The organism is Paraburkholderia sp. SIMBA_053, from assembly GCF_046534895.1.
GTDB lineage: Bacteria > Pseudomonadota > Gammaproteobacteria > Burkholderiales > Burkholderiaceae > Paraburkholderia > Paraburkholderia caledonica.
The window spans coordinates 87,260-111,087 of the sequence record NZ_JAWRXU010000014.1 but is presented as its reverse complement, the minus strand read 5'-3'; the positions used below and the strand labels follow the sequence as shown (position 1 = coordinate 111,087).

The window sequence follows — 23,828 nt, the reverse complement described above, 5'->3', positions numbered from 1 at the left end:
TTGAAAAGGTGATGCGCTGTGAAAGCTAGGACTGTGCTGTCCCTAACACCACTTATAACGATTTGCAGCAACGAATGCTGGGCGTGGCGAATCTGCTCGCTTAGGAATGCGACGTCAAAGAAGCGGTTTTTATCATTACTCTTACTCCGATGACTGTCGAGGACGGCGTCGCGACGTCGAGTGCATGGGGATGGGTGACGCACTCGCTTGTGCTCGCGGGCTTTCCGTCGAATTGGCCGAACGGGACATTGATCGACGTCGAAACGGTTGCGTTACCCACGTCCTACGCACCGATCCGCGTCGGGAACAGCTTATCGGTGAGCAACATCGCCGACCTGATGCTGGCGATTAGGGGCTGCAGGGCCGTGAGAGCGTGATCGTTCGGAAGCGCACCGGCGACTATCTGATATGGGTCATGGACGTCCGCATATAAGGGCGAGGCGCCCGTTAGGAGGTAGCGGTATTTCCCGAGCTGACCCCGATCGAATCCGCGGTCCGGCGATTCGATGTTGCCGCCTGCTTGCGCCGCGCAGGCGATATTTGTTGGGCGAGCGGGGGCTGCCACAAGAGCCCGCGGACGCGTTGGTGGCCCGGCACAAACGGGCGTTGACTTCTCGGAAGATTCAGGCTATGGTAAATGCATATACATTTACCGCCGATCGTTCGGCAACCGCAAAGGCCAACCGCAAATCGTATGTTCACGGACTGCTATTGCACTCAGTTCAGACGTTCTGCAAACGCTTTGACTAGCGTTTACGACGAAGCTTTGAGGCCCATTGGCCTCAAGATCACCCAGTTTTCTCTGCTTCGCGCTCTTGAGAGGCTGGGTTCGGCGACGTTTAGCGAGGTAGCAACAGAGGCGGCTCTGGACAGAACTACGATCTCACGTAATCTGAATATTCTAATAAGTGCGGGGTGGGTGCAGGTTACTCCCGATACCGATGCACGATATAAACTGGCAAGCCTGAGCAAAGAGGGTGTGAAAAAACTGCGAAGCGCCGAGCCCTATTGGCGGGTCGCGCAGGCGAAAGTTGAAGCTGAAGTGCAGCGGTTCATGAGAGGGCCGGCGAATACCCGTCTCTTGGAGGCGCTGGAATCTCTGCAGCAGGTCAGTCCGCGCTCTTAGCCCTAAAGAAGGGTAAACACTCGTACGCGCACTCATTCGCATCATATAAGATGTATATACATCTATAAAGCAACGCCTTAATAGATGTACATACATCGGAACATGTGTCTTCATCGTAGTCTTTTCTGACGGTTAGATCCTCTTAAGTATTCGAACCATTTTGCAAGGAGAGATTCATGCCTACCTACGTGGTGTCTGCGGCCTCGGGCCGTCTTACGAAAGAAATGAAGCAAAAAATCGCGGACGGCATCACCCGTTCGCATACCAATGCAACGGGGGCGCAGGGTTTTTTCGCTCAGGTCATCTTTCAGGAAATTCAGCAGGGTGATCACTTTCTTGGGGGCAGTCCGTTGAAGTCTGAGCTGATCTTTATCCACGGCCACATTCGGGCTGGAAGGACTGCCGCGCAGAAGCGACAACTTCTCGAAGACATTTCGCAGGTAGTCGTTGAGGCTGCTGGTACACAAGGCCGCTCCGTGTGGGTGTACGTATCTGATTTGCTTCCCTCGCAGATGGTCGAATATGGCAAGGTCTTGCCGGAGCCGGGAGCTGAAGCGCAATGGCTTGAGTCGATGTCCGACGAGGATCGCCGTTATCTGCTCGGAATCTAGTGCGTAATCTACATAAGTGAACGGGCGAATTGGAGGGGACATGAGCACATCGATATACACCGGACAACCATCGAAAGGGATGAGACGCGAGGAACGAAAGATTGTGTTCGCGTCTTCGCTAGGCGCGGTTTTCGAATGGTACGACTTCTACTTGTACGGCTCGTTGGCCGCTATTGTTGGGAAGCAGTTCTTCTCCGGTGTCAATGAGACAGCATCGTTTATCTTTGCGTTATTGGCGTTTGCAGCGGGATTTGCCGTCCGACCATTTGGGGCGCTGGTATTTGGTAGATTGGGTGACCTTGTTGGGCGAAAATATACATTCTTGATCACCATCTTGTTGATGGGGGCATCGACGTTTGTTGTTGGCATCATGCCAAGCTACGCGACGATTGGTATCACAGCGCCTGTCGCGTTGATTGTACTTCGCCTGATTCAAGGGCTTGCGCTCGGAGGGGAATATGGCGGTGCTGCCACATACGTCGCCGAGCACGCACCCACTGGTAAGCGGGGTGCATTTACGTCGTGGATTCAGACTACTGCGACCCTCGGCTTCTTCCTTTCTCTCTTGGTGGTGTTGGGCGTAAGGCTGACGTTGGGCGAATCGAAATTTGCCGACTGGGGGTGGCGGATTCCGTTCATCTTCTCAATAGTTCTGGTTTCCATGTCGGTCTGGATTCGGCTCAGTCTTCATGAGTCACCGGTATTCCTAAAGATGAAGGCTGAGAATGCGACCTCCAAAGCGCCGATTAAGGAAGCATTCGGACAATGGTCGAATGTCAGGCTCGTTCTGATCGCGCTTTTCGGTCTCGTAGCAGGGCAGTCTGTAATCTGGTATGCGGGTCAGTTCTACGCTCTGTTTTTTCTGACCCAGACGTTGAAGGTGGAGTCGGTTACGGCGAACCTGCTCGTTGCTGGCGCTTTGGTTATCGGCACACCCTTGATTGTTCTGTTCGGATCGCTGTCGGATCGAATCGGGCGGCGGCCGGTCATGCTCACCGGATTCCTGCTTGCGGTGCTTCTCTATTTTCCACTATTCCATGGTTTGGCCCGCTATGCGAATCCTGCTCTCGCCGAGGCGCAGCAGCGCGCACCCGTGGTCGTGGTTGCGGATCCGGCGACATGTTCGTTTCAATTCAACCCGGTTGGCACCTCTGAGTTTGTGAACTCCTGTGATATCGCCAAGTCCTTCCTTGCCAAGGCGTCCGTGAACTACGAGAATCAAGCTGCACCAGCAGGTACCGTCGCTTCTGTGCGGGTGGGTGATCAAGTTATTTCAAGCTTCGAAGGGACGACCCTGAGTCCGGTCGAACGCAAGGCGAAGCTTAAGGAGTTTAATGGAGCGCTCGGCAGGCAGATAAGCGCAGTGGGATATCCGACCAGCGCTGATCTGAGCCAGATCAACTATCCAATGGTTATGTTGATGCTCACCGGCTTGGTGTTTCTCGTCGCGATGGTGTACGGCCCGATCGCAGCAACGCTGGTCGAGCTCTTTCCTACGCGGATCCGATACACCGCGATGTCTCTGCCGTATCACATCGGCAATGGCTGGTTTGGAGGTTTCCTGCCAACGACTGCGTTTGCGCTTGTTGCCGCCACCGGGAACATCTACGCGGGCATCTGGTATCCAGTGTCGATCGCAGCGGTGTCATTCGTCGTCGGTCTAATATTTCTCCCAGAAACGAAAAATCGCAATATCGAAGCATAGATGGAAAGGGCGACCGGGTTTGGCGGAATATGCTTCACTAGGCTTGGGTTGCCTGAGTACCAGTATGGGATCAGGTATACGCGCTTTTCTCAATCCTGAGGGGCGTAATGAACCGTCCTGAATAGCGAAAAGATACTCTCTCGTCGCATCCCCCGCAGCCAGGCCACGAGATGTGACAACGTCCTGTGTAATCCGCGTTGTGTACGTTGGTAGAGTAGGGAGATCGTTGAGGTTCCGACTTCGCGGTATTAGGGATTGGCACACGTCAAGTGTGCCAATGTTCTTTCAGCTCAATTTGAATACGCTATCGATCTCGACCGCGATACCCATGGGAAGGGTGTACACGCCGATAGCGGTTCGAGCCGGCAGCGGTTCGCCTTCAAATACACTAGACAAAACATCGCAAGCACCATTGGCGACTGCCGGATGCTGTTCGAAGTCGCTTGTCGTTCGCGAATACACGGTGAGCCGGATGCAGCGGCCTTATCTTCTCGAGACCAAGCGCTTCTTCGAGGCATGCAAGTGTCATTAGCATGGTTTGTCGAGCTGCGAAAGCTGCCTGCTCGACATCAATCGAGTCGCCGACTATCCCTTTAATCAGCTTTCCATCCAAAAAGCCGGCCATCCCGGATACATAGATGAGTCCATCCGCTTGGCTCACATTTGCATAGGCTCCAAACGGTTTGATCGCTTTCCTGAGTCTTGATTCGATGAGTTGATCCATAGTGTCTTGATAATGGTTTGGTTGGTATGCAATGAGGTTGTAGCGTGCGTGAAGGTCGCACCTTTTATCTTATATGAAACATTTATATATGAAGTCAAGAATAGAGAGATGGACTCGGAAGATTTCGCATTTCTACGCTTCATAAAAGCGATAGAGCTGAGAACGAATTTGCTTAGAATTTTTGTGTAGGATAGGGTGTAGGTGTTCGAAGATGTTGTGCGGAAGAGATCGCATTTTTGCGACGCCGACGGAGCAACCGCCCCGGAAACTCTCAGGCAAAAAGGACTGCGCAACGCGAACATCTGGAGAGTGATGCCTAGCGCATCCACCGAAGGGGAACTTCTCTGATACAGGGGAAGTGAAGCTCTCAGGTAACAGGACAGATGGGGCCTGGACGCCAGTTTTTTGGCGAACACTAAACCATCTGGATATATGACCATGCCAAAAGTCGCTGTGATCGGTGCCGGTATTACCGGCGTCACGACTGCCTACGCTCTCGCCCCGCGGGGATTCAACGTTACCGTTTTTGACCGTCATCGTTACGCAGCCATGGAAACATCGTTCGCGAACGGGGGGCAGCTTTCGGCGAGTAATGCTGAAGTCTGGAACAGTAGTGCTACGGTGCTAAAGGGGCTTAAATGGATGCTCACGAAGGAGGCTCCATTACTTTTAAATCCGTCGCCTTCGTACCATAAGTATTCGTGGATGGCCGAATTCCTGAAGCAGATCCCGCATTACGAAGCGAACACTGTGGAGACGGTGCGCATAGCACTACAAGCGCGAGAATACCTGTTCGAGATCGCGAAGAAAGAGAATATTTCTTTTGACCTAGAGCGGCGTGGGATTCTGCATTTCTATGCCGACCGAAAGGGCTTTGACGCGGCGGCCAAGGTAAATAGGCTCCTGCAAGCTGGAGGATTAGACCGTGAATCCGTATCGGCAAGTGAGATACGCAAGATAGAACCGACTCTATACGGCGATTTCTATGATGGTTTCTACACACCGTCGGACTCGACCGGAGACATACACAAGTTCACGAGAGGTCTTGCAGACGCGTGCGAACGCCACGGCGTCCGATTCCGGTTCGACTCAAATGTGCAGAATATCGTTCCTCTATCCGCGGGAGGTCTTCGGGTTGTGTCAACGGCGGCCGATCAAGAGCAAGTCGATGAGTTCGATCAAGTTGTGATCTGTGCAGGTGTGGGGAGCCGTGGATTCGCCTCGATACTGGGTGACCATGTCAACGTTTATCCGGTGAAGGGATACTCAATTTCGGTCTATCTTGATGACGAGGAGAGCAGGGCTGCAGCGCCTTGGGTAAGCCTTCTGGATGATGCAGCAAAGATTGTGACTAGCCGCTTGGGGGCTGATCGCTTTCGGATCGCTGGGACGGCCGAGATCAATGGCGTAAATCGTGACATCCGTGCTGACCGAGTCGCCCCACTCATCGCGTGGGCGCGAAAGCATTTCCCTGAGATGTCGACTTCTCGAGTCGTGCCATGGGCCGGCTTACGGCCGATGCTGCCTAACATGTTGCCGCGTGTAGGACGAGGCAAGATTCCGGGTGTCTTTTACAATACAGGTCATGGACATTTGGGGTGGACGCTTTCAGCCGCAACTGCGTATACCGTGGCTTCTCTCATGAGCCCAGTTGTTCACGATGCCGCGAGCACGGCGACGAAAGTAGCCTGATCTGCTTAATCAAGGAGTATGAGATGTCAGAAATTCCTCAACGAGTGACGGCGACCAAAGAAGCAATTGAGCTAATTCGAGAACTTAGCAAGAGACACGGGAGGTTGATGTTTCATCAGTCGGGCGGTTGTTGTGACGGAAGTGCGCCGATGTGTTTGCAAGAAGGTGAGCTTATAGTCGGCGACTCAGACGTTCGTCTGGGGGAGATCGAGGGCGTGTCGTTTTATATGGGGAAAGCACAGTACGAGTCGTGGAAGCATACCCAGGTTATCATCGACGCTATACCCGGGAATGGCGGAATGTTCTCCTTGGAGCGGGCGTCCGGACTACGGTTCCTGTCGCGATCGCGGCTTTTCTCTGAGGCGGAACTCGAATTGCTCGGCATTGTCCGATAGCTGCAACGGTCAGCGCCGGTTGAGACATCCCAAGAATCGGCGCTGGCGGTTGGTCGTTACCTGCATGGTGAAACGACAAATGAAACGTTGCGCTTTCCCGCCCGCGCGGTCCTCCCTGGATCGTTTTGATATCTGTTCTACGACCCATCGCGGTGTGCGATTGCAGCTATTGCGGACCGCATGCAGCATTTAGGCGGAGTGGGACAATGCGATACCTGCTCATGATGACGCCCTTCGATGACCGCCGGAAGCGGCTCGATGAGAAGTGCATCATCACCCCGTTGATCAGGGTGGTTTCATCAATGAGCAGCCGCGGTTATTCGGTATTCGCTTTGACGTAAGCGGTCTTTCAACTACATCGGTTGACTCGTACAGGCAAAAGGTGGCCGAACAACGTTCGGGTGAGCTCGACGCGCTCTATTGTAGACCGCGGCACATATTCGAGCTTGCATCTATGGAACATCAAACTGAGAGGCGGAGCGCGACCGGTCATTCCCAACGGAGTCAACTGCTGCGGCGTGGACTTGTTCTTGAGTACATCACTTTGGGATGGAACATCGCTGGGTTTGTGATTGTCGGGTTTGCTGCAATGGCCGCGCGATCAGTAGCCCTCGCAGGTTTTGGATTGGATTCCCTGATTGAGATATTCGCTTCCGTAGTGGTTATCTGGCATCTGACAAGTGCCCGAGGCAACAAGGAAAGACTCGCTCTACAGACGATCGGAGCTGCCTTCATCGCGTTGGCAGTCTACATCGTGGTTCAAACTATATTTGTGTTCGTCACCGGGGGACGGCCGGCAAGGTCGCCCGCAGGCATTGCATGGCTTACGGCAACGGTCATTGCTATGTTAGGCCTTGCACGCGGCAAGCTCGTCACTGGCCGTCGTCTGCACAACGCGGTGCTTATTGCGGAATCGCGCGTGACCGTCGTCGACGCCTATCTCGCAGCAGCCGTGCTCGTCGGTGTCGCGCTCAACACGGTTACCGGATGGTGGTGGGCGGATCCACTTGCCGGTATCTTGATCGCCTACTATGCACTGGTCGAAGGCGTCGCTCACTGGGAGGAAGGAAGATCGGGAGATGCCTGAGCAGACGCCGCTTTCATGCTTGCTTTTGGCCATATCGCTCGCGACCATTGCGGATGTCTCGGGACATTCCAAGGTAGAACCGTGGCGCAGTCTCGAACATCCGCGAAAGCGGGAGGCAACGGAGCCAGACAAGGTATCAATATGGATCGAGACCGTTGGTCTTTGCGGACTGGACCGGCGAGTAAGGATTCGCGCTTGCATATGCGTGGGCACCCGTATCGGCAAACAGGAAGCCCTTGCTCGCGCATGCTTGTAAAAGTCGCGCCGATTGTCCGAGACGCCCAACGTCATCTAGCTAGAAGGGACGTTTATGAAAGGCCGGCCAAGGTCGCGCGTAAATCATGTCAAAAAAGCGCCGGCGCACCTTGGGTGGTGCGCCGGCAAACCCGTCAGAGCGACGGTACGACTCTCCTCGTAGGGTCGATTCGCGAAAATCGACGATCAATCGATCGGCTCTTTGCTTCAGAAGAAGCCGAGCGGCTTATCGCTGTAGCTGACCAGCAGGTTTTTTGTCTGCTGATAGTGCTCAAGCATCATCTTGTGATTTTCGCGACCGATACCAGACTGCTTGTAGCCGCCGAATGCAGCGTGTGCGGGGTAAAGGTGATAGCAGTTGGTCCACACGCGTCCGGCCTGAATCGCTCGGCCGAGTCGATATGCCCTTGCGCCATCGCGAGTCCACACACCCGCACCAAGCCCATACAGCGTGTCATTTGCAATCGACAGCGCCTCTTCCTCGTCCTTGAATGTCGCAACGGATACGACCGGACCAAAAATCTCTTCCTGGAAGATGCGCATCTTGTTATGGCCTTTGAACACCGTCGGCTGGACGTAGTAGCCAGCGCTGAGTTCGCCTTCAAGGCGATTCTGTTCTCCGCCGATGAGACACTCGGCACCTTCCTGCTTGCCAATGTCGAGGTACGACAGGATTTTCGAGAGCTGTTCGTACGACGCTTGGGCGCCGATCATCGTATTCGGATCCAGCGGATGCCCCTGCTTGACCGCTGCGACACGCTTGATGGCGCGTTCGATGAATTTCTCGTAGATGGATTCCTGGATCAGCACGCGTGACGGGCTGGTGCAGACTTCGCCCTGATTGAGGGCGAACATCGCGAAGCCTTCGAGCGCCTTGTCGAAGAAGCTATCGTCGGCTGCGAGGACGTCTTCGAAGAAGATGTTCGGGCTTTTTCCGCCGAGTTCGAGCGTAACGGGAATGAGATTCTGGCTGGCATATTGCATGATGAGCCGGCCAGTGGTGGTCTCGCCCGTGAATGCCACCTTTGCTACGCGCGGGTTGGAGGCAAGTGGCTTACCGGCCTCAACGCCAAATCCATTGATGACATTGAGGACGCCAGGAGGGAGCAGGTCCTCAATCAGTTCGAGAAGCACGAGGATTGACGCTGGGGTCTGCTCGGCGGGCTTCAACACTACGCAGTTTCCAGCCGCCAGAGCCGGCGCCAGCTTCCACACAGCCATCAGGAGTGGGAAGTTCCACGGAATAATCTGTGCCACGACACCGAGGGGTTCGTGGAAGTGATATGCAACCGTGTCGTGATCTATCTCTGACAGTCCACCTTCCTGGGACCTAACGCATCCCGCAAAGTAGCGAAAGTGGTCAATAGCCAAGGGGAGATCTGCGGCTCGGGTTTCGCGAATCGGTTTGCCGTTGTCGATGGTTTCCGCGACTGCCAGCAGCTCGAGGTTCGCCTCCATTCGATCGGCAATTTTGTTCAGCAGGACGGCTCGGTCTGCCGGAGACACGATGGCCCATTTTGCTTTGGCCTTGTGGGCTGCGTCCAACGCAAGCTCTACATCCCATTCTTGCGAACGAGGAACGTCACACAACGGCTGGCCTGTGATAGGCGAAATGTTCGTGAAGTATTCGCCGCCGAAAGGAGCTACCCACTTGCCACCGATGAAATTCTCGTACTTCCGTTTGTACGGAAATGCGATCTGGAGATGTTGGAGCTCTGCATGATTCATGGAGAATTGCCTCACTGTAGTTGACTGGTCACGCGTCCGGGTTCGATCGCCCAGATGGTCAAACTGCCGGCCGGACACGTGCGGCATCGCGAAGGACGGGTGACGCGATTTGATCCAGCGGGGTGGCGCCCAGGGGAAAAGCGCCGACCGCAGTGTCTCGACCGCGAAGGTATGTTCGTTGGTTCCGGCTTTCGAAAAGTGGACAAAATTGCGGTTTTTGCGTTCAGCGGCAAACGCCAACGGGAGCTTGGGGATTGAGCCGCCATGAAATAAAGGGGCGCATCGGATATGCCACTTTCGAGAAGGATAGGCCGCAAGGCGCTGTGAAAGAGCCAAATGGATGCGGGGAAAGCTGTATTTTGACTGCTTGCGTTTACGCTCCCCGCCTCTAAAATATGTGTGGAATGGTTGTTGACCTATTAGATGTAGGTACAATCAAAGGGCCAGACTACGGCCACCGACGCCGAGCAATCGCTTGCATTCTGGGCGGTGACGCCCAGCATCGATAGGCGGGTGTTGGCCATTGAACTGTTTGGAACCGAATATGGGCGCGTCAGCTTCTTCACGATCGAATGTTGTCAAGCTTTGGCGCGAGCCATCACTGGCCGGTGCTGAGCTGCTCCGCGCCACCTATCGAACGCACCGGTTTCCTCCGCATGCACACGATGAGTTCGCTTTCGGCGTGATTGAGCGTGGCGCTCAGTCGTTCCTGAGCGGTCGCGGGCAAAGGGTGATAATGCCTGAGGGCACGATCTGCGTCGTGAACCCTGGACACGTGCATGAAGGCCGGCCAGCGACGGATGAAGGGTGGCAATACAGGATGATCTACATCCCAACACCCGCCCTCATGAATCTTTTGAAAGCTGATGGTGAGGACTTGCCGGGAAGCCTGCACTTCCGATCCAATGTAATCGATGATGTGCAGACGATGAGAGCGTTGTACGAAGCGCATGTCTGCTCTGAATCCGGTGACGCGACTCAGCTGGAAAAGTCATCGAGATTGGCCGTCGCGGTTCTGCAATTGGCGCGCCGACATGGCCATATGTCTCATCGACTTGTAGAAAGCTCACCGATACCGGGCGCCGTAAAGCGGGCCCGCGATTATATTGACGCACACTTAGTAACGAACCCGTCGTTGGAGATCATCGCCGAAGCTGCAGGGATGAGTGCGTTTCATCTGCTTCGCGAATTCAAAAAAGCCATTGGCGTCGCACCACATGCATATCTTGTACAAAGGCGGGTCGAGCTGGCCAAGCACCTCGTGTTGAAGGGTCACCCTCTACGACAGGTCGCAATGGAGATCGGCTACTGCGATCAAGGTCACATGAGTCGTGAGTTCAGCCGGTTTTTTGGTGTTTCTCCGGGAGTGGCGCGTCAGTGATATGCGCAAAATTATCCAAAAAGCCCGAATTTAGTCGGCGCAGACTCTGGCTACCGTAAACGATGCCCACCACGGAGCACAATATGATTGATTTGCGTAGCGATACATGCAGCCAGCCCACAGAGGAAATGCGCCGGGCGATCGCTTCTGCGGTCGTCGGAGACGATGTATATAGCGACGATCCGACTGTCAAAGAGCTTGAGCGTGAAGTATCTGATTTGCTCGGCAAGGAAGACGCCGTATATATGGTCACAGGGACGATGACTAATCAAGTCGGTATCCGTGCGCACACGGAACCCGGCGACGCTGTCATGTTCGACCAGAACGCGCACGTTTATATTCTGGAAGGTGGCGCTCCGGCCGCGTTTTCGGGAGTGTTGCCCCGCCTCCTGCCCGGAGTTCGCGGAGTCTTTACACCCGAAGATGTCTCCAGCGCGCTAGGTGTTCCACATCGGTTCTTCCCAAGCACGATACCTGCACCCGTCAAGCTCCTGTGCCTTGAAAACACTCACAACATTGGTGGCGGGAAAGTTTGGCCGCTTCAACAGCTGAAGGCGGTTTGTGATGTCGCGCGAGCGAGGGGCATTGCTCTTCATCTGGATGGCGCGCGGTTGTGGCATGCCACTGCTGCCACAGGTATTCCTGAGCGTGAGTACGCCAAGCACTTCGACACGGTCAGTGTGTGTTTCTCAAAGGGGCTTGGAGCGCCTATCGGTTCGGCGCTAGCAGGGTCTCGTGAATTTATCGAACGTGCGCGCCGGTTCAAGCAGCAGATTGGCGGTGGCTTTCGCCAGGCAGGAATTATCGCGGCGGGGGCCCTCTATGCGATGCGCAATAATCGCGATCGTTTGAAAGAAGATCATGAGCATGCCAAGCTCCTCGCGAAGGGTATTGCAGGGTTGCCTGGTATTTCTCTTGACGTTGCGACCGTCGAGACCAACATCGTGCGCTTCGGCGTTACGTCTTTGCCCGCCGGTGAATTTGTAGAAAAGCTGTATGCAAAAGGTCTTTACGTTCTTCCTTCAGGTGCGGACGCGGTGCGAGCGATTCCGTACCTCAATATCTCACGCAAACAGGTCGAGGAAGCGATCGACATTATTGCGTCGGTCGCGGAAGAGCATGCTGGGTCTGCTAAAGGAGCGGCATACGCGGTTGGTGCCTCGGCAGGGGCGGGTTACTGAAGACAGGCGGTAATCTTTTACACCGTAAGGCATGCGTTTTCGGGCGCATGCTTTTTTTTCGATGATGGTCTTGTCGTGTGTGTTCTTCGGTTGCCAACTGTCCGATGAAATAGATCGCGAGTAGTGTGGGAGAGCAGCGAATTTTCACCCCCAGAGCAAACCAAAGGACATCTCACATCCCGCAAACCTACGCGTCGAGGTGGAGATGCAAGGTGTTGCCATTGTACGGTGCGGCAGTGGTTCCGAAGCACTGGTAATCTGTTGATGTGGCGAATCGAAGATAGAGCCGGATTTTGAGGCGCTCGAAGCGCTGGTGACTCCGAATACCCGCGTGGTCTTTGTCAATACGCCGGGCAATCCGACGGGCGTTGCCTGGTCAAAATCGACGCTGCAACGACTCGCCCAATTTTCTGAAAGGCATGCATTGTTCATCCTCTCTGACGAGGTGTACGAAGACATGGTCTTTGAGGAGCAGCACGTAAGGATGCTCGAGGTCGCACCAAAGGAGCGGGTTCTCCTGGTTTCGGGAGTATCGAAGAGCTATTCGATGACGGGATGGCGAATTGGATGGATGGTCGCGCCAGTGGAGATCGTTGAAGCGGCTGCTGCTCTTGTTGAGCCTACAACTTCGTGTCCTCCTTCTCCATCGCAATATGCTGCGCTTGCGGCACTTCACGGACCGCAGGACGAAGTTGATCTGATGCGTCGAACTTATCGAGATCGCATGCTCGCCGTCCAGAAGCCTTTCAAGGACGCCGGCATCTCGCTCGCGGAGCCTAGCGGGGGGATTTTTTGCAATGGTTGACATCTTACGGTCCGGAATGGAATCTGACGATTTCGTTGAGGCATTGCTGTCGGAGAAAGGAGTGGCGGTAGCCCCGGGTGCAACATTCGGTCAGTCGTCAAACCATAGTATTCGTATTTCGTGTGCAACTGGTCTCAAAGACCTTGAGGCTCGTGTCAAGTCCACTATTGATTTTATTCGAGAGAAGGAACAGTCGTCGTAAAAGGACGTGCTGAGGCGCTGGTCGTCACAAGCCTAGCGCGACGCCCTTAGGCAGTCGACACTCAAAGCGAGTGTCTTGCGCCGGTCGTACGGATGGGTGCGGCCGGTTTTTTTGAGGCCCGTGAATCAGGATTGAAGGCTTACTACAGAGACCACGGCGAGTCGGGCGTATGACGCTTCACACACGAAGCGGAGGTGGCCGTAGCGAGTCGCTCACACGGTATCTGACTCGATAGCTTCGTTCGATCAATTTTAGCAATTTTATCCAAAAAGCACGTTGCAACGTGAGCGACGATCGCTCGATTCGGCGCGCCGCGGCATTCAACCTCATGCCACGAATGGCATGGAGATCCGGCGCCTCGCCTTGCCAAGTTGCGTAGTGGCGAACTCATGCACAGCCCGAGTTGTAGTTGGGATAGTTGATCGATTTGCAGTGCAGTAGTCGAAGATACCTGTCGTGAGCTTCAGAAGAATATGGATTTGCAACGTGATGACATGCGCGGACATTCTGGAATCGAACTTGGAGAGCTTTGGACATGAAAAAGGTTGGCTTGGTTGGATGGCGGGGCATGGTCGGATCGGTTCTTCTCAAGCGGATGCGTGAGGAAAGCGACTTTGGAATGTTTGAGGCCTATTACTTCAGCACCTCCGCAGCGGGCCAGCCATACCGAGACGTCCTCGGACAAGAGCATGCCCTCCTTGATGCTAGTTCGATTGAGCAACTGGCCGAAATGGACATCGTGGTGACGTGCCAAGGTGGATCGTACACGCAGGCAGTCTATTCCAGATTGCGCGATTATGGCTGGGACGGGTTTTGGGTTGATGCGGCATCAGCGAAACGCATGGATGACGACTCGATTATCGTTCTGGACCCAGTCAATCGCGTCCAGATCGAATCGGCAATTGCTTCGGGCGTGCGCAACTACATCGGTGGAAATTGTTCGATCACGCTTTCGCTTGTAGGTCTTGCCGGATTGTTCAAGGCTGAACTGGTTGAGTGGATGTCGGTCATGACCTATCAGGCTGCTTCTGGGGCGGGAGCGGCACACGTCCGAGAACTGCTGCAACAGATGGCGACGCTCTCCGACCGTACTCGAGAGATACTTCGTGACCCGATGACACCTACTATCGACGTACTTGACGAGGCGCGTCGGGCATGGGTAGACCAAGATTTTCCAACCGCAGAGTTCGGCGCTCCACTCGCCGGAAGCATTATTCCCTGGATTGACAGCGACCTGGGAAATGGAGTTAGTAGAGAGGAGTGGAAGGGCGAGGTCGAAACCAACAAGATACTAGGCCTTACGCCAGGCACCATTCAGGTCGATGGGCTTTGCGTGCGGGTCGCTGCGCTTCAAAGTCATTCTGCAGCCATCACGTTCAAGCTCAAAGAAAGCAGAGATATCGAGGAACTTGAAGGCCTGATTGCCGGTGCGCACGAATGGGTAGAGTACGTGCCAAATAGGAAGTCGGAATCGGTCGACCGACTCACGCCTGCCTCCGTAAGTGGATCCTTGAAGGTTGCCGTTGGTCGCCTCCGAAAAATGGGAATTGGCGAAAATGTATATGGCGTTCTCACGACAGGGGATCAGCTACTATGGGGGGCGGCGGAGCCTATTCGCCGCGTGCTGGCGATCCTTCTTGCCACGGTGTGAGCCACTTGAGCTCTTTATCTGGTCCTTTATCTAGGTGGTGATGGCGGCGTCGGTCGAGTCGGGCGAGCGGGGGCACTTGTCGGGATCATGGCAACGGCCGATTCGCACTATTCGAGGCTTGGATAGAGGCATGCCGTGCTTACTAGAAGCCCACCCGAGCGCATCACCCAATGTGGAAGTCTAGGAGACCTGGTAACGCCATGTCTGTGTTGAGCAATGAGTTACAGTTGAATCTAAGAAGCTGTTGCGAAATTAGGTTCTGGGGGCGGAAATTTTCAAGCTAGATCCTATGCAGTGCGGGGCCACTCGACACGCACCACGCTGATCATAAAATCAGTCCGTGTGGGCCTTACTCAAAGGAGAGGATCATGCGCACAGATCAGGCAGACATGACGCATTTCGAACTGCTCGTGCTGGCAGTGTCGCTCGAACTGGCGGCGGCAAAGTGGAAGGTCGCGCTGCACGACGGCCGGCGCGACAACCCGGCCGTGCACACCGTAGCGGAGCCACTGGCCGCATCCCGTCTGCAGGCCGTGCTGACCCTGATTGGGCAGCACAAGGAGAAGTGGGCACTACCAGCGAATGTACGAGTCGTCGTCAGCTATGAAGCGGGACAGGACGCGTTCTGGATCTGTCGTGCGCTGCAGGCTCACGGGATCGAATGTCATGTCGTCGATCCCGCGAGCATCCCGGTTGAGCGCCACAAACGGCGCGCCAAGACCGACCGGCTCGATGCCGTCAAGCTGGTCATCAACCTGCGTGCCTGGCTACGCGGCGAACGCGGACGCATGCGGGTAATCCGGGTGCCGTCACCGCAGGACGAAGCATCCCGCCATCTGATGCGCGATCGCGGGCAACTGCAGAAGGAAGTCCTGCAGCACCGCGACCGCATGCGCAAGCTGCTGGTCACGCTCGGTTGCTGGGATGAGGTCGACGGCAGGAAGTTCGCCGGCCGGCTCGCCCGCGGCGAGCTGCGGTGTCACGACGGCGCGCCGCTGCCAGCAGAGCTCCGCGAACGGCTGCTCCGCGAGTGTGAGCGACTGACACTCGCGGAGCAGCAACTGGCCGTACTGGAGAAGACGCGCCAGACCAGTCTGCCCGAGCCTGCGCGAGAGCGGATTGCTCACCTCACGCGCCTAAACGGCATCGGCCCCGTTGGCGGCTCGAGACTGGCGTTGGAACTATTCTGGCGACAATTCAGTAACCGGCGCCAGGTCGGCGCATGCGTTGGCCTTGCACCGCAACCCTTCGACAGTGGCGAGAGCCAGGTAGATCAAGGCATCAGCAAACAAGGCAACAGACGCGTGCGTGCGCTGCTGATTGAGATGGCGTGGTCCTGGATCCGCTACCAACCCGCGAGTGCGCTGACGCAGTGGTTCAATCACCGTACCCAAGGCACGGGGCCCAATCGACGGGCGCGTCGCATTGCGATCGTCGCCGTGGCGCGGCGTCTGGCGATTGCGCTGTGGCGCTATCTGAAGGACGGTGTGATTCCCGCAGGAGCGCAACTGAAATCCGCATAAGTCGTCACAGTGCTGGTCGCAGCAGACCTGATCAACGATGTGAGGTGAAGCAAATATGGTTTGAAGCGAGCATGCCCGTAGGCGACAAGGGTTGCACAAGCGGGCAACCGATTCTCTAGATGGGGCATGCTCCCGGTCATGATGCCGGCGTAACGCGCGTATAGGATGCGGCTGGCTTCACGCCAGCGGATAGAAGTTAGTGAGACGTCAGGTCTCACGGGCGCAAGGATCGACTTCGAACCATTGCAATTCACCGGCAACGCAGCGGACTCGTTGTTCGCGTTGGCCCAATATCCATTTGTTGATGATCAGCCGCCCCCGCCAAATAGCTTGACAAAGGACTACTCATAGAAGTTGTCGCCTCAACGGTTAAATTTCAGGCGGCCTTCTTCTCCCGGTGACGGTTTGGGGCGACGTCCTGGTTGTCGCTTCGATCCGGGTTCAGGTGCACTGCATGTACCCGCTGCCAGTTGCGTGTGGGGCCTTTCCATCGCAGCGGGTTGCGTTGCCGTGCAGTCTCATAAAACGTCGCTCGTCGATCCAGAATGTCCTGATCGAGGTTGGCATGGCGCTGCGCCGGCGTCACGAACTGGATCGCGCTGTGACGATGCTCGTGGTTGTACCAGCGCACCAGCGCGCCCACCCAGGTGCGCGCGGCGAGCAGGGTGTCGAACGCCTTTAGCGGGTACGCAGGCCGGTACTTCAGGGTCTTGAACAGAGACTCAGAATAAGGGTTGTCGTTGCTCACGCCCGGGCGACTCAACGATGGCATGACGCCCAGTGCCTGGAGGGTGGCGAGCATTGTCGCGCCTTTCATCGGGCCGCCGTTATCCGAATGCAGAATCACCTGGTTGGGCCGTACCGCTTCGCGCGCGCAGAGGTCCCTGAGGACTTCGCCGGCCAGTACGCTGCTTTCCTCGGCATAGACCTGCCAGCCGACAATCTTGCGACTGAAGACATCCAGAAACAGGTACAGATAAAAATACTGTCCACGGATCGTCGTCGGCAAATACGTAATGTCCCAGGAATACAGCTGGTTCGGCGCATCGGCGCAAACCGAACGGGGTTTGCTGCGAGCGTGGGCCGGCCGCTCGCTGCGCCGGTGGGCGAGTTGCTTCTCGGCCTTCAGTACCCGGTAGAACGTCGATTCGGAGGCGATATAGCGTTGCTGATCTGCCAGTCGCGGCACGATCTGGCTTGGCGGCAGATGACCGAATTCGGCCGAGTTGGCGACCGCCAGAAGCTCGACGCGCTCCTCGGCAGAGAGCTTGTGGCGCGGCTCGTGATGCCGTAACGTGCGCCCATCTACCGCGTCAGGTTCGCCCCGATGCCAGCGTTGAACTGTCCGCGCGCTGAGCCCCAGAATCTTGCACGCGTGCGCCTGCCGAGCCCCGGCCAGGGTCGCCTCGTTGATGAGGCCGATCAATGCCTTGCGCTCTTCAGGGGACGTCATTCGGCCTCGTCCCCGAGGAGCGCACGGTACTTTTTTTGCAGCATCATTAGCGCCGCAGCTTCGGCCAGCGCTTGCTCCTTGCGTTTGAGCTCACGCTGCAATTGCACATTGGCCTGCTTCAGATCCCGTACTTCCTGGGCGCTCTCCCGTCGGCTACCGGCTGCGCCGCCAGTGCAAAAATCCGCTCGCCACTGCGCGAGATGATGAGCAAACAGGCCGCGTTCCCGACACCAGCCGTTCAATGCTTCGTCCGCCAGGCCGTGGCTCTCCTGCAAGGCCATCAGGCGTTCTTCCAGCGACCAGTCTTCCGGACGTCTTGCGTGTCCAGAACTCGAACTCCGGTTCGCGGCGGCGGTGCCTCTCATCCAATTCCTTAATGTCAGTACGTTCACGTTCAATTCGTCGGCCACGGCTCCAACCGTTCGGTTCCCGCGCTGCAGGACCTTCGAGAGCGCCTGCTCCCTGAACTCAACAGAATACGTTTGTTTCGTCTTCAACTTCTACCTCTGACTCTTCTTGATAAGAAAATTCAGAGGCGACAACTACTATGACGCCGGGGGGGGGCTGTTAACTTTCGTGGCTTGGCGTTAACTTTCTGTCTTGTTTTGCCTGACAGGAAGCGATGCCTAAAGAACTCATAGACGACGAACTGTGGTCACTCATCGGGTCGCGGTAGGGGCGATGGGTAACCATCGTCCCTACCGCGACCACTCATCGAACCACTTCTGCCTGCGCGAGCACCTCGCAATCGGCAATATGCGGGGCGCAAGCCAACACCCGACCGTGCTGTACTGACGGGCATCGTGTTCGTACTGCGCTCAGGCATCGCGTGGAATCTCCTGCCGCAGGAGATGGGGTGCGGCTCAGGTACTGCCTGTTGGCGACGGCTCGTCGCATGGCAGGAAGCAGGCGTCTGGCAACGCATCCGCGAAACTCTGCTGGCCGGACTTCGTCGTCGCGGCGAAATCGATTTGTCGCGAGCGCTCGTGGACAGCTCCTCGATTCGCGCCATGCTGGCGGGAAAAAACCGGCCCCAATCCCACGGACCGGCGCAAGCTCGGCAGCAAACACCACCTCATCGTCGACGCGCAAGGCATCCCGCTCGCGGTCATCCTGAGCGCAGCCAATCGACATGACATCACCCAACTCGATGCACTCGTCGAGGCAATTCCACCTATCAGAGGCAAACGCGGGCGCCCCCTGCATAAACCACAAATCGTTCAGGGCGACCGGGGCTACAGTTCCGAACCACATCGGCAACGTTTGAGAGAACGCGGCATCACGCCGGTGCTCGCAAAAATCGGCTCGTCCCACGGAAGCGGTCTTGGCAAAACGCGTTGGCCAGTCGAGCGCTCGATTGCATGGCTTCACTCGTTTCGCCGGCTGAAGATTCGCTACGAACGCTACGCTTATGTTCACGAGGCCTTCCTGTCTCTCGCTTGCGCTTTGATTTGCGGGACGCGTCTCAACCCCTTGTTTCACTAATTTCGCAACAGCTTCTAAGTCAAGCCATGATCAAAGACTGTGAATTCATGCGAGACCTTAGATCTGGGGATACGCTTCGGATGCACAACGCCAAATAGCTTTCGAATTCGAACACCGTGCTGTACAGGAGGCGGCCAGTGCAGCCTCAAGATATCTCAGCTTAGCAAAAGCGGTAACGCGGCCGTAGGATATGTTGCAGTCGATAAAAACGAATCGGACTGGCGAGTGCATCAGATACACGTCGTCCCACAGATGCGTTGCCGAGGCATAGGAACTCATACTCTGAAGCGGATTCAGGTCGACGCACGGGTTGCTGGCGCAGACGTCTCTCTGTCAGTCTTTCGCAATAATCGCGCTTACAGTCTGTACGAGAGACTAGGGTTCGTTATGTATCAGGCTACGGAGTTGGAGCTTCAATTGCGGTGGAATAGGGGATGAGTTAGTCGCGCGGGGCGGCATCCGGCTTTCGGATCTGCCATTGTCCTTTCCAAGGATGTCCTCGTCGCACTCTCAACGTCCGCTAACTTCAATCCGACGTGACTATGGCTCACGACGACTGTTAATCTATGTGGGTCCGATTGAACTCAGGATAAGTAGAGTGATTCTGTGTGCGCCCCCAACTCAAGGCGCTCGGCACCCTAGCAGTTACTGCTGCACTCGAGTACGGAGCCATTAGGAAAGTCTGCAGGAAACCAGGAACCGCGCCCACCTCACTTTAGCATCGACAGGAAGCAGATAAGTCAATCAAACTGCCCGGCTTGTACGCGAAGGCGTGCTGAGCCGCGGTAACGCAGACCGTAGTCCAAGTCTTGCAGACTGGCGATTTGTATAATCGCCGTAACCGTTCCTGAAAAGCAAACAGCATATCCGTGGATGCATATTGGACATTGAGGTCCAACTCGTGAGTGCGATCGGTGCAGCGGGCTAAATTAGGCTGCGGGCACTAGTGAAGACCAGCCTTGCGCCGATCGCCAGCAGAACTGTGAAGGAGCATCGCGCGAAAAAAATCGAATCGAACCGGCGGTTTGCGTGAAACCCCGCATATGTGCCGACTAACGCGACCGGTAGCAGTAGCGCGCTTGTGATTAGCGTCCTTTCGTCGAAAAGGCCCAGCGTCGAAAAGCTCACCAGTTTGCACAGATTGACCGCCGCAAAGAATGCTGAGGTCGTGCCCGCGAAGCAGCGGTTGGTCAGACGGAAAGGCAACAGATACGTCGTCAGTGCCGGCTCGCCCGCGTTCGCAAGGAAGCTGGCAAGCCCGGAGACCGTACCCCATGCGAGGCTCACCGCCATGCGAGGTCGAGCCGGGGCGTCTGCATCGCGCGAGGCCCGGCTAGGGGCGAAGAAGCCACGACGCAGCGCGTAATCGACGGACATCAAGCCAACGCCGAGCCTCAGCCACACTGGATTGATGTGGTCAACCACCAAAATTCCGAGCCCCGCGCCGACTAGCGCGGCTGGAATTGCGAACCGCAGGATCGGCCAGCTCCATTCGCCACGGTAATGCCAGAGCGATACAAAGTCTGTCAAACACAAAATGGGTAGCAGAATCGTCACCACTTGGGTGACCGGAAGGCTAAGTGCCATCAATGGCACGGCGACGATGCCGAGCCCGAGTCCGAGGCCGCCTTTCGACAGACTGGACAAAAAAAGTGCGGGAATGCCCGCGATGTAAAACACGACGTTTGTGACCAACGCGACGTGCGGCATGATGTGGCTCGACATGCATAAGTGAACGTAGGCGCCATGGTACTTCAAAAAGCTGAAATGCGAATTATTCTCACAATGGAGGTCGATGCGTCAGACTCCTCAGGCGATTTAGATGACGCGTGAGTCGCATGTGCCAGAGACGCTACATGGCGTCATCACCCGTTTCTGACCGCTTTGCGAACACTGCTCAAGATCTCACCGAACGGCCACCGCGTCGCTCCGCACGGCACAGAAAAATGCGCCCGCGTTCGTCGTCGCGACCATGCTTGCGGGCAGGGAGCCTGGTCGGCAGGTTGAGTACGCCAAGTATTCCTCTGCGCCGTGTTCGCCGCAATGCCAAAACCGCGTGACGCTCGGGCCCACAACATCCTCGTGTCGCGTGGAATTCTGTATTGCAAAAGCCGGAAAAGTGACTCTCCGGGAAGTTCATCTAAATCCCAGATGAGAGAATCAAGACTTTGCTGAAATGTAGCGAGAGTTCCAACAGGCGCACGGTCATCAATGTCCGAGCAGTCGCCGTCCAGCGGTAAGATCCGGATAAAAACCAACTTAACCTTTAAGGCGATCCGCGATCGCCTTCACGACGCGTGCGTCCTTTGACTGAACGACGCGCTACGCACGTTTCCGTAATTGGTGCCAGTTCGCAATGCCGAGGCTGGGCGAAGTTGCGTATGCACTGATCTCGCATTGTCAGTTTCGAGCACCGGAAAATTTCTGCACGGTTGGACGGTTGCTGTCGAAATTCATGAGGCACAAATGCGGCTTCTATTGATCGAAGAAGATAGGCACACCGCTGCAATGCTTGTTGAGCAATTGCGCCGTCGCAGATATACCGTTGATTGGGCGCAAGATGGACGTGCGGCTGAGCTGTCGCTTAGCAATGGCGTTTACGATCTCGTTCTTCTGGAACTCGACGTTCCAAAGCAGGGTGGATTTGCACTGCTTGTACGTGGTTGGGATACCGACTCAGGACCGTTACGTGACACCGTTTGGGGACGACTCCTCCGTTAGCAGCTGTCCGTTGTCGTCTGGCATGCGCGCCACCACGCTCAGGTACCGGTGAACTAGAGCAAGCTACCGTCAACCGCTGACTGATGAAGGGTGGACGAGTCTCTGGTGCTAAGTTGCTAGAGTGGTAGGTTTTCCTTGACGTGTTCTACTCATACCGATGTTGAGAATGCAGACGCTCACTCTCCTAGCAATACGGGCGCGGCGGATTTTTCAGGTACTGCTTTTCGCTCGGTCGCCGCACTGCGTTGCAAGAGGATATCGGAAAATTCAGTGTTCGCGATCCAGCATTGCGTCTGTGAGCCGAAAATCCCTTTTTACTCTCATCGAAAGACATCGTGCACGGTCTAAGATAGAGGCAATCCGTCGCGAGTTGCTTGTGGCTCACACTGTCAACGCTCCGTGGCATAAGCCGGAGGGGAGGGACGGCCGCCAAGGTTGTGGTAGCGAGTTCTCCCGACTCGATGGCGGAAATAACGTTCGAGCGGGTACGCCCCGTGCGACGTCTGGGCGGTGGCAGCACACGACTGCAGCTTGAGTGGCGCTCCAAGGCAGTCGTCAGTGACTTCCTGTTGTTCTAGGCAAAACCGAATTCCATCGGCGTGCAAGCAGTGTTCACTGGCGGAGTTGGTATGCGGTGGTCGTTGCGTGATCGCTTTGAGGCGCTAGCTCGGCGCGGTCCCATCCGCCTCCCAATGCTTGTAGCAGACGTACGCTTGCATCAAGTCGTCTGCCGGCGATTTGTTCTTCGTTGCGTTCATTCTGCAGCGCGATTGTCTGAGCCGTTACGATATCCAAATAGCTCACTGCACCTGCTTGGTATCGATTCGAGGTCAGCTTGAGTGAAAGCTGAGCAGCCGTAGTTGCCCTTCGCTGGCTTAGCGATTCGCTGGCGAGTGTGTGCAGCGCGGTCAGGTTGTCGTCAACCTGCTGGAAGGCCGTAAGGATGGTCTGGCGATAAGATGCCACGGCTGAATTGTACTGGGCATTTGCGCCCCTCAGCGTTGCGTCGCGACGGCCACCGTCAAATAGGGTGCCAGCGAGTTGCGAGCCCAGCGACCAAAAGAGGCTTGGAGCAGTCAGCCAAGGTGCAAAAAAGGTGCTTTCGAGCCCCGCAGATGCAGACAATGTCAGGTCAGGATAGAAGGCGGCATGCGCCAAGCCAATCTGGGCATTTGCCGCGGCGACCCGGCGCTCCGCTGCGGCGATGTCTGGGCGACGCTCAAGCAGAACGGATGGGACGCTCGCGGGAATCGATGGGATCTCTGCGGGATCCACTCGCGGCGCGATAGAAAACGTCGAGGAAGGAACTCCAATCAGCGTCGCGATTGCGTGTTGAAGCTGGTCACGTTGCACATCGATATCGCTATCTGCCGTTCGCGCGCTTTCCAGCTGCGTCTGCGCTTGTGCAACTGCCGAAGCGTCAATAGCGCCGTCTGTAAGTTGTTGCTGCAAAATCCGGAGCGCGTCGTCGTAGGCCTTCACCGTATCGTCGAGGAGCTTCTTCTGACGATCGAGTGAACGGAGATCGAAATAGTCAGTGGCCAACTGACTCGTAACGGAGAGTCTGACCGATTCCAGGTCCGCTTGGCTGGCTTGTGCGTTGTCCTGCGCCTGCACAGTGGCATCTTTAACCCGGCCAAAGATATCGGGTTCCCACGAGGCGGAAGCACCGACTGAATAATCGGGAATCGTCTTGCCTGCAAGGGAGCGACCTACAACATTCTCTGATGTGCGATATCGCTGTTGGGCAACACCGGTCGTGATGGTTGGAGCATACCCGGATCTTTGATAGTCAGTCATCGCACGCGCGGCTTCCAGTTGTGCGATTGCACCTCGCACGGTCTGGTTTGAGATGTTAACGCGAGATTCGAGGCGATTGAGCATATCGTCATGGAAAATTTCCCACCATGGGCCACGCGGCGCGTTATCACCAGGTTTCGCGTTGGACCAGCCGGGAGTAGCGCTCGTCGTCGCAAAATGTTCCGGAATATCAGTTTGCGGAACACTATACCTGGGCAGCGCGGAGCACGCCGCCAGCCATGTAATGGAATAGAGTATGGCGACTCTGCTGAGAGGAGAAAAGCGCGAAGAGAACATAATCGA

The 23,828-nt window shown here is 56.0% G+C and carries 18 protein-coding genes and 1 riboswitch; of the genes, 13 read left to right on the top strand and 5 right to left on the bottom strand.

Features of this window, described 5'->3' with window-relative positions; translation table 11 throughout:
• Window positions 1-637: 637 nt before the first annotated feature.
• The 3 genes from SB753_RS29050 (at window position 638) to SB753_RS29040 (ending at window position 3,442) form a co-directional block, all read left to right on the top strand.
• Window positions 638-1,126, top strand: coding sequence for a MarR family winged helix-turn-helix transcriptional regulator (locus SB753_RS29050; RefSeq protein WP_410803168.1), 489 nt, complete (start codon window positions 638-640; stop codon window positions 1,124-1,126).
• Window positions 1,127-1,302: 176 nt separating this feature from the next.
• Window positions 1,303-1,737: a tautomerase family protein gene (locus SB753_RS29045; RefSeq protein ID WP_410803166.1), complete on the top strand. Its 435-nt coding sequence runs from the start codon at window positions 1,303-1,305 to the stop codon at window positions 1,735-1,737.
• Window positions 1,738-1,777: 40 nt separating this feature from the next.
• Window positions 1,778-3,442 (top strand): MFS transporter, encoded by a 1,665-nt coding sequence (locus tag SB753_RS29040; RefSeq protein ID WP_410803164.1) that lies wholly within the window; start codon window positions 1,778-1,780, stop codon window positions 3,440-3,442.
• A 388-nt stretch (window positions 3,443-3,830) separates the two neighbouring features.
• On the opposite strand, the gene SB753_RS29035 is transcribed toward SB753_RS29040, so the two are convergent.
• Window positions 3,831-4,166, bottom strand: coding sequence for a hypothetical protein (locus SB753_RS29035; protein ID WP_410803162.1), 336 nt, complete (start codon window positions 4,164-4,166; stop codon window positions 3,831-3,833).
• 209 nt (window positions 4,167-4,375) lie between these two features.
• A riboswitch (glycine riboswitch) is annotated at window positions 4,376-4,464 on the top strand.
• A 140-nt stretch (window positions 4,465-4,604) separates the two neighbouring features.
• Between SB753_RS29035 and SB753_RS29030 the strand changes: the two genes are divergently transcribed.
• The 3 genes from SB753_RS29030 to SB753_RS29020 all read left to right on the top strand — a co-directional run bounded on the left by SB753_RS29030 (window position 4,605) and on the right by SB753_RS29020 (window position 7,340).
• Complete coding sequence (locus SB753_RS29030) at window positions 4,605-5,858, top strand: D-amino acid dehydrogenase (RefSeq protein ID WP_410803160.1); 1,254 nt, start codon at window positions 4,605-4,607, stop codon at window positions 5,856-5,858.
• 23 nt (window positions 5,859-5,881) lie between these two features.
• Window positions 5,882-6,253 carry a DUF779 domain-containing protein gene (locus SB753_RS29025; protein WP_410803158.1) on the top strand — a complete coding sequence of 124 codons (372 nt, stop codon included), beginning with the start codon at window positions 5,882-5,884 and terminating at the stop codon, window positions 6,251-6,253.
• 454 nt (window positions 6,254-6,707) lie between these two features.
• Window positions 6,708-7,340, top strand: coding sequence for a cation transporter (locus SB753_RS29020; protein WP_410803156.1), 633 nt, complete (start codon window positions 6,708-6,710; stop codon window positions 7,338-7,340).
• 462 nt (window positions 7,341-7,802) lie between these two features.
• Here the strand turns inward: SB753_RS29020 and adh are convergent, their stop codons facing one another.
• Window positions 7,803-9,323, bottom strand: a complete 1,521-nt coding sequence (gene adh, locus SB753_RS29015) for an aldehyde dehydrogenase (protein ID WP_410803231.1) — start codon at window positions 9,321-9,323, stop codon at window positions 7,803-7,805.
• Between the two features lie 544 nt (window positions 9,324-9,867).
• Here adh and SB753_RS29010 point away from each other — a divergent pair.
• The 5 genes from SB753_RS29010 to SB753_RS28990 all read left to right on the top strand — a co-directional run bounded on the left by SB753_RS29010 (window position 9,868) and on the right by SB753_RS28990 (window position 16,066).
• Complete coding sequence (locus SB753_RS29010; protein WP_410803154.1) at window positions 9,868-10,704, top strand: AraC family ligand binding domain-containing protein; 837 nt, start codon at window positions 9,868-9,870, stop codon at window positions 10,702-10,704.
• An 83-nt stretch (window positions 10,705-10,787) separates the two neighbouring features.
• A complete protein-coding gene (locus SB753_RS29005; RefSeq protein ID WP_410803152.1) occupies window positions 10,788-11,885 on the top strand; it encodes a threonine aldolase family protein in 1,098 nt (365 codons plus the stop codon).
• Between the two features lie 280 nt (window positions 11,886-12,165).
• Window positions 12,166-12,690 carry a pyridoxal phosphate-dependent aminotransferase gene (locus tag SB753_RS29000; RefSeq protein ID WP_410803230.1) on the top strand — a complete coding sequence of 175 codons (525 nt, stop codon included), beginning with the start codon at window positions 12,166-12,168 and terminating at the stop codon, window positions 12,688-12,690.
• Window positions 12,691-13,427: 737 nt separating this feature from the next.
• Window positions 13,428-14,543: an aspartate-semialdehyde dehydrogenase gene (gene asd / locus SB753_RS28995; RefSeq protein ID WP_410803150.1), complete on the top strand. Its 1,116-nt coding sequence runs from the start codon at window positions 13,428-13,430 to the stop codon at window positions 14,541-14,543.
• Window positions 14,544-14,911: 368 nt separating this feature from the next.
• Complete coding sequence (locus SB753_RS28990) at window positions 14,912-16,066, top strand: IS110 family transposase (protein WP_410803149.1); 1,155 nt, start codon at window positions 14,912-14,914, stop codon at window positions 16,064-16,066.
• A gap of 376 nt (window positions 16,067-16,442) precedes the next feature.
• Here SB753_RS28990 and SB753_RS28985 read toward each other — a convergent pair.
• Window positions 16,443-18,016, bottom strand: a protein-coding gene (locus tag SB753_RS28985; RefSeq protein WP_410803147.1) for an IS3 family transposase whose coding sequence is annotated in 2 segments (ribosomal slippage) — window positions 16,443-17,548 and window positions 17,548-18,016 — 1,575 coding nt in all. Because the reading frame shifts where the segments join, the coding sequence is not laid out codon by codon here.
• A 216-nt stretch (window positions 18,017-18,232) separates the two neighbouring features.
• Between SB753_RS28985 and SB753_RS28980 the strand changes: the two genes are divergently transcribed.
• Together SB753_RS28980 and SB753_RS28975 are read left to right on the top strand one after the other, a co-directional pair.
• Window positions 18,233-19,004, top strand: a protein-coding gene (locus SB753_RS28980) for an IS5 family transposase (RefSeq protein WP_410803228.1) whose coding sequence is annotated in 2 segments (ribosomal slippage) — window positions 18,233-18,543 and window positions 18,542-19,004 — 774 coding nt in all. Because the reading frame shifts where the segments join, the coding sequence is not laid out codon by codon here.
• A gap of 39 nt (window positions 19,005-19,043) precedes the next feature.
• Window positions 19,044-19,442, top strand: a complete 399-nt coding sequence (locus tag SB753_RS28975; protein WP_410803145.1) for a GNAT family N-acetyltransferase — start codon at window positions 19,044-19,046, stop codon at window positions 19,440-19,442.
• 486 nt (window positions 19,443-19,928) lie between these two features.
• Here SB753_RS28975 and SB753_RS28970 read toward each other — a convergent pair whose 3' ends face one another.
• Entirely contained in the window at window positions 19,929-20,714 is a 786-nt protein-coding gene (locus SB753_RS28970; RefSeq protein ID WP_410803143.1) for a sulfite exporter TauE/SafE family protein, read from the bottom strand.
• A gap of 1,623 nt (window positions 20,715-22,337) precedes the next feature.
• Window positions 22,338-23,822, bottom strand: coding sequence for an efflux transporter outer membrane subunit (locus tag SB753_RS28965; RefSeq protein WP_410803141.1), 1,485 nt, complete (start codon window positions 23,820-23,822; stop codon window positions 22,338-22,340).
• Window positions 23,823-23,828: the final 6 nt, after the last annotated feature.

Bases quoted from the DNA above. Each gene is read 5' to 3' on its own strand.
- SB753_RS29045 (WP_410803166.1), top strand. From the start codon at position 1,303: ATGCCTACCTACGTGGTGTCTGCGGCCTCGGGCCGTCTTACGAAAGAA.
- SB753_RS29040 (WP_410803164.1), top strand. From the start codon at position 1,778: ATGAGCACATCGATATACACCGGACAACCATCGAAAGGGATGAGACGC.
- SB753_RS28990 (WP_410803149.1), top strand. From the start codon at position 14,912: ATGCGCACAGATCAGGCAGACATGACGCATTTCGAACTGCTCGTGCTG.
- SB753_RS29020 (WP_410803156.1), top strand. From the start codon at position 6,708: ATGGAACATCAAACTGAGAGGCGGAGCGCGACCGGTCATTCCCAACGG.
- asd (WP_410803150.1), top strand. From the start codon at position 13,428: ATGAAAAAGGTTGGCTTGGTTGGATGGCGGGGCATGGTCGGATCGGTT.
- SB753_RS29030 (WP_410803160.1), top strand. From the start codon at position 4,605: ATGCCAAAAGTCGCTGTGATCGGTGCCGGTATTACCGGCGTCACGACT.
- SB753_RS29035 (WP_410803162.1), bottom strand. From the start codon at position 4,166: ATGGATCAACTCATCGAATCAAGACTCAGGAAAGCGATCAAACCGTTT.
- SB753_RS29025 (WP_410803158.1), top strand. From the start codon at position 5,882: ATGTCAGAAATTCCTCAACGAGTGACGGCGACCAAAGAAGCAATTGAG.
- SB753_RS28970 (WP_410803143.1), bottom strand. From the start codon at position 20,714: ATGCCGCACGTCGCGTTGGTCACAAACGTCGTGTTTTACATCGCGGGC.
- SB753_RS29050 (WP_410803168.1), top strand. From the start codon at position 638: ATGCATATACATTTACCGCCGATCGTTCGGCAACCGCAAAGGCCAACC.
- adh (WP_410803231.1), bottom strand. From the start codon at position 9,323: ATGAATCATGCAGAGCTCCAACATCTCCAGATCGCATTTCCGTACAAA.
- SB753_RS29010 (WP_410803154.1), top strand. From the start codon at position 9,868: ATGGGCGCGTCAGCTTCTTCACGATCGAATGTTGTCAAGCTTTGGCGC.
- SB753_RS29005 (WP_410803152.1), top strand. From the start codon at position 10,788: ATGATTGATTTGCGTAGCGATACATGCAGCCAGCCCACAGAGGAAATG.
- SB753_RS28965 (WP_410803141.1), bottom strand. From the start codon at position 23,822: ATGTTCTCTTCGCGCTTTTCTCCTCTCAGCAGAGTCGCCATACTCTAT.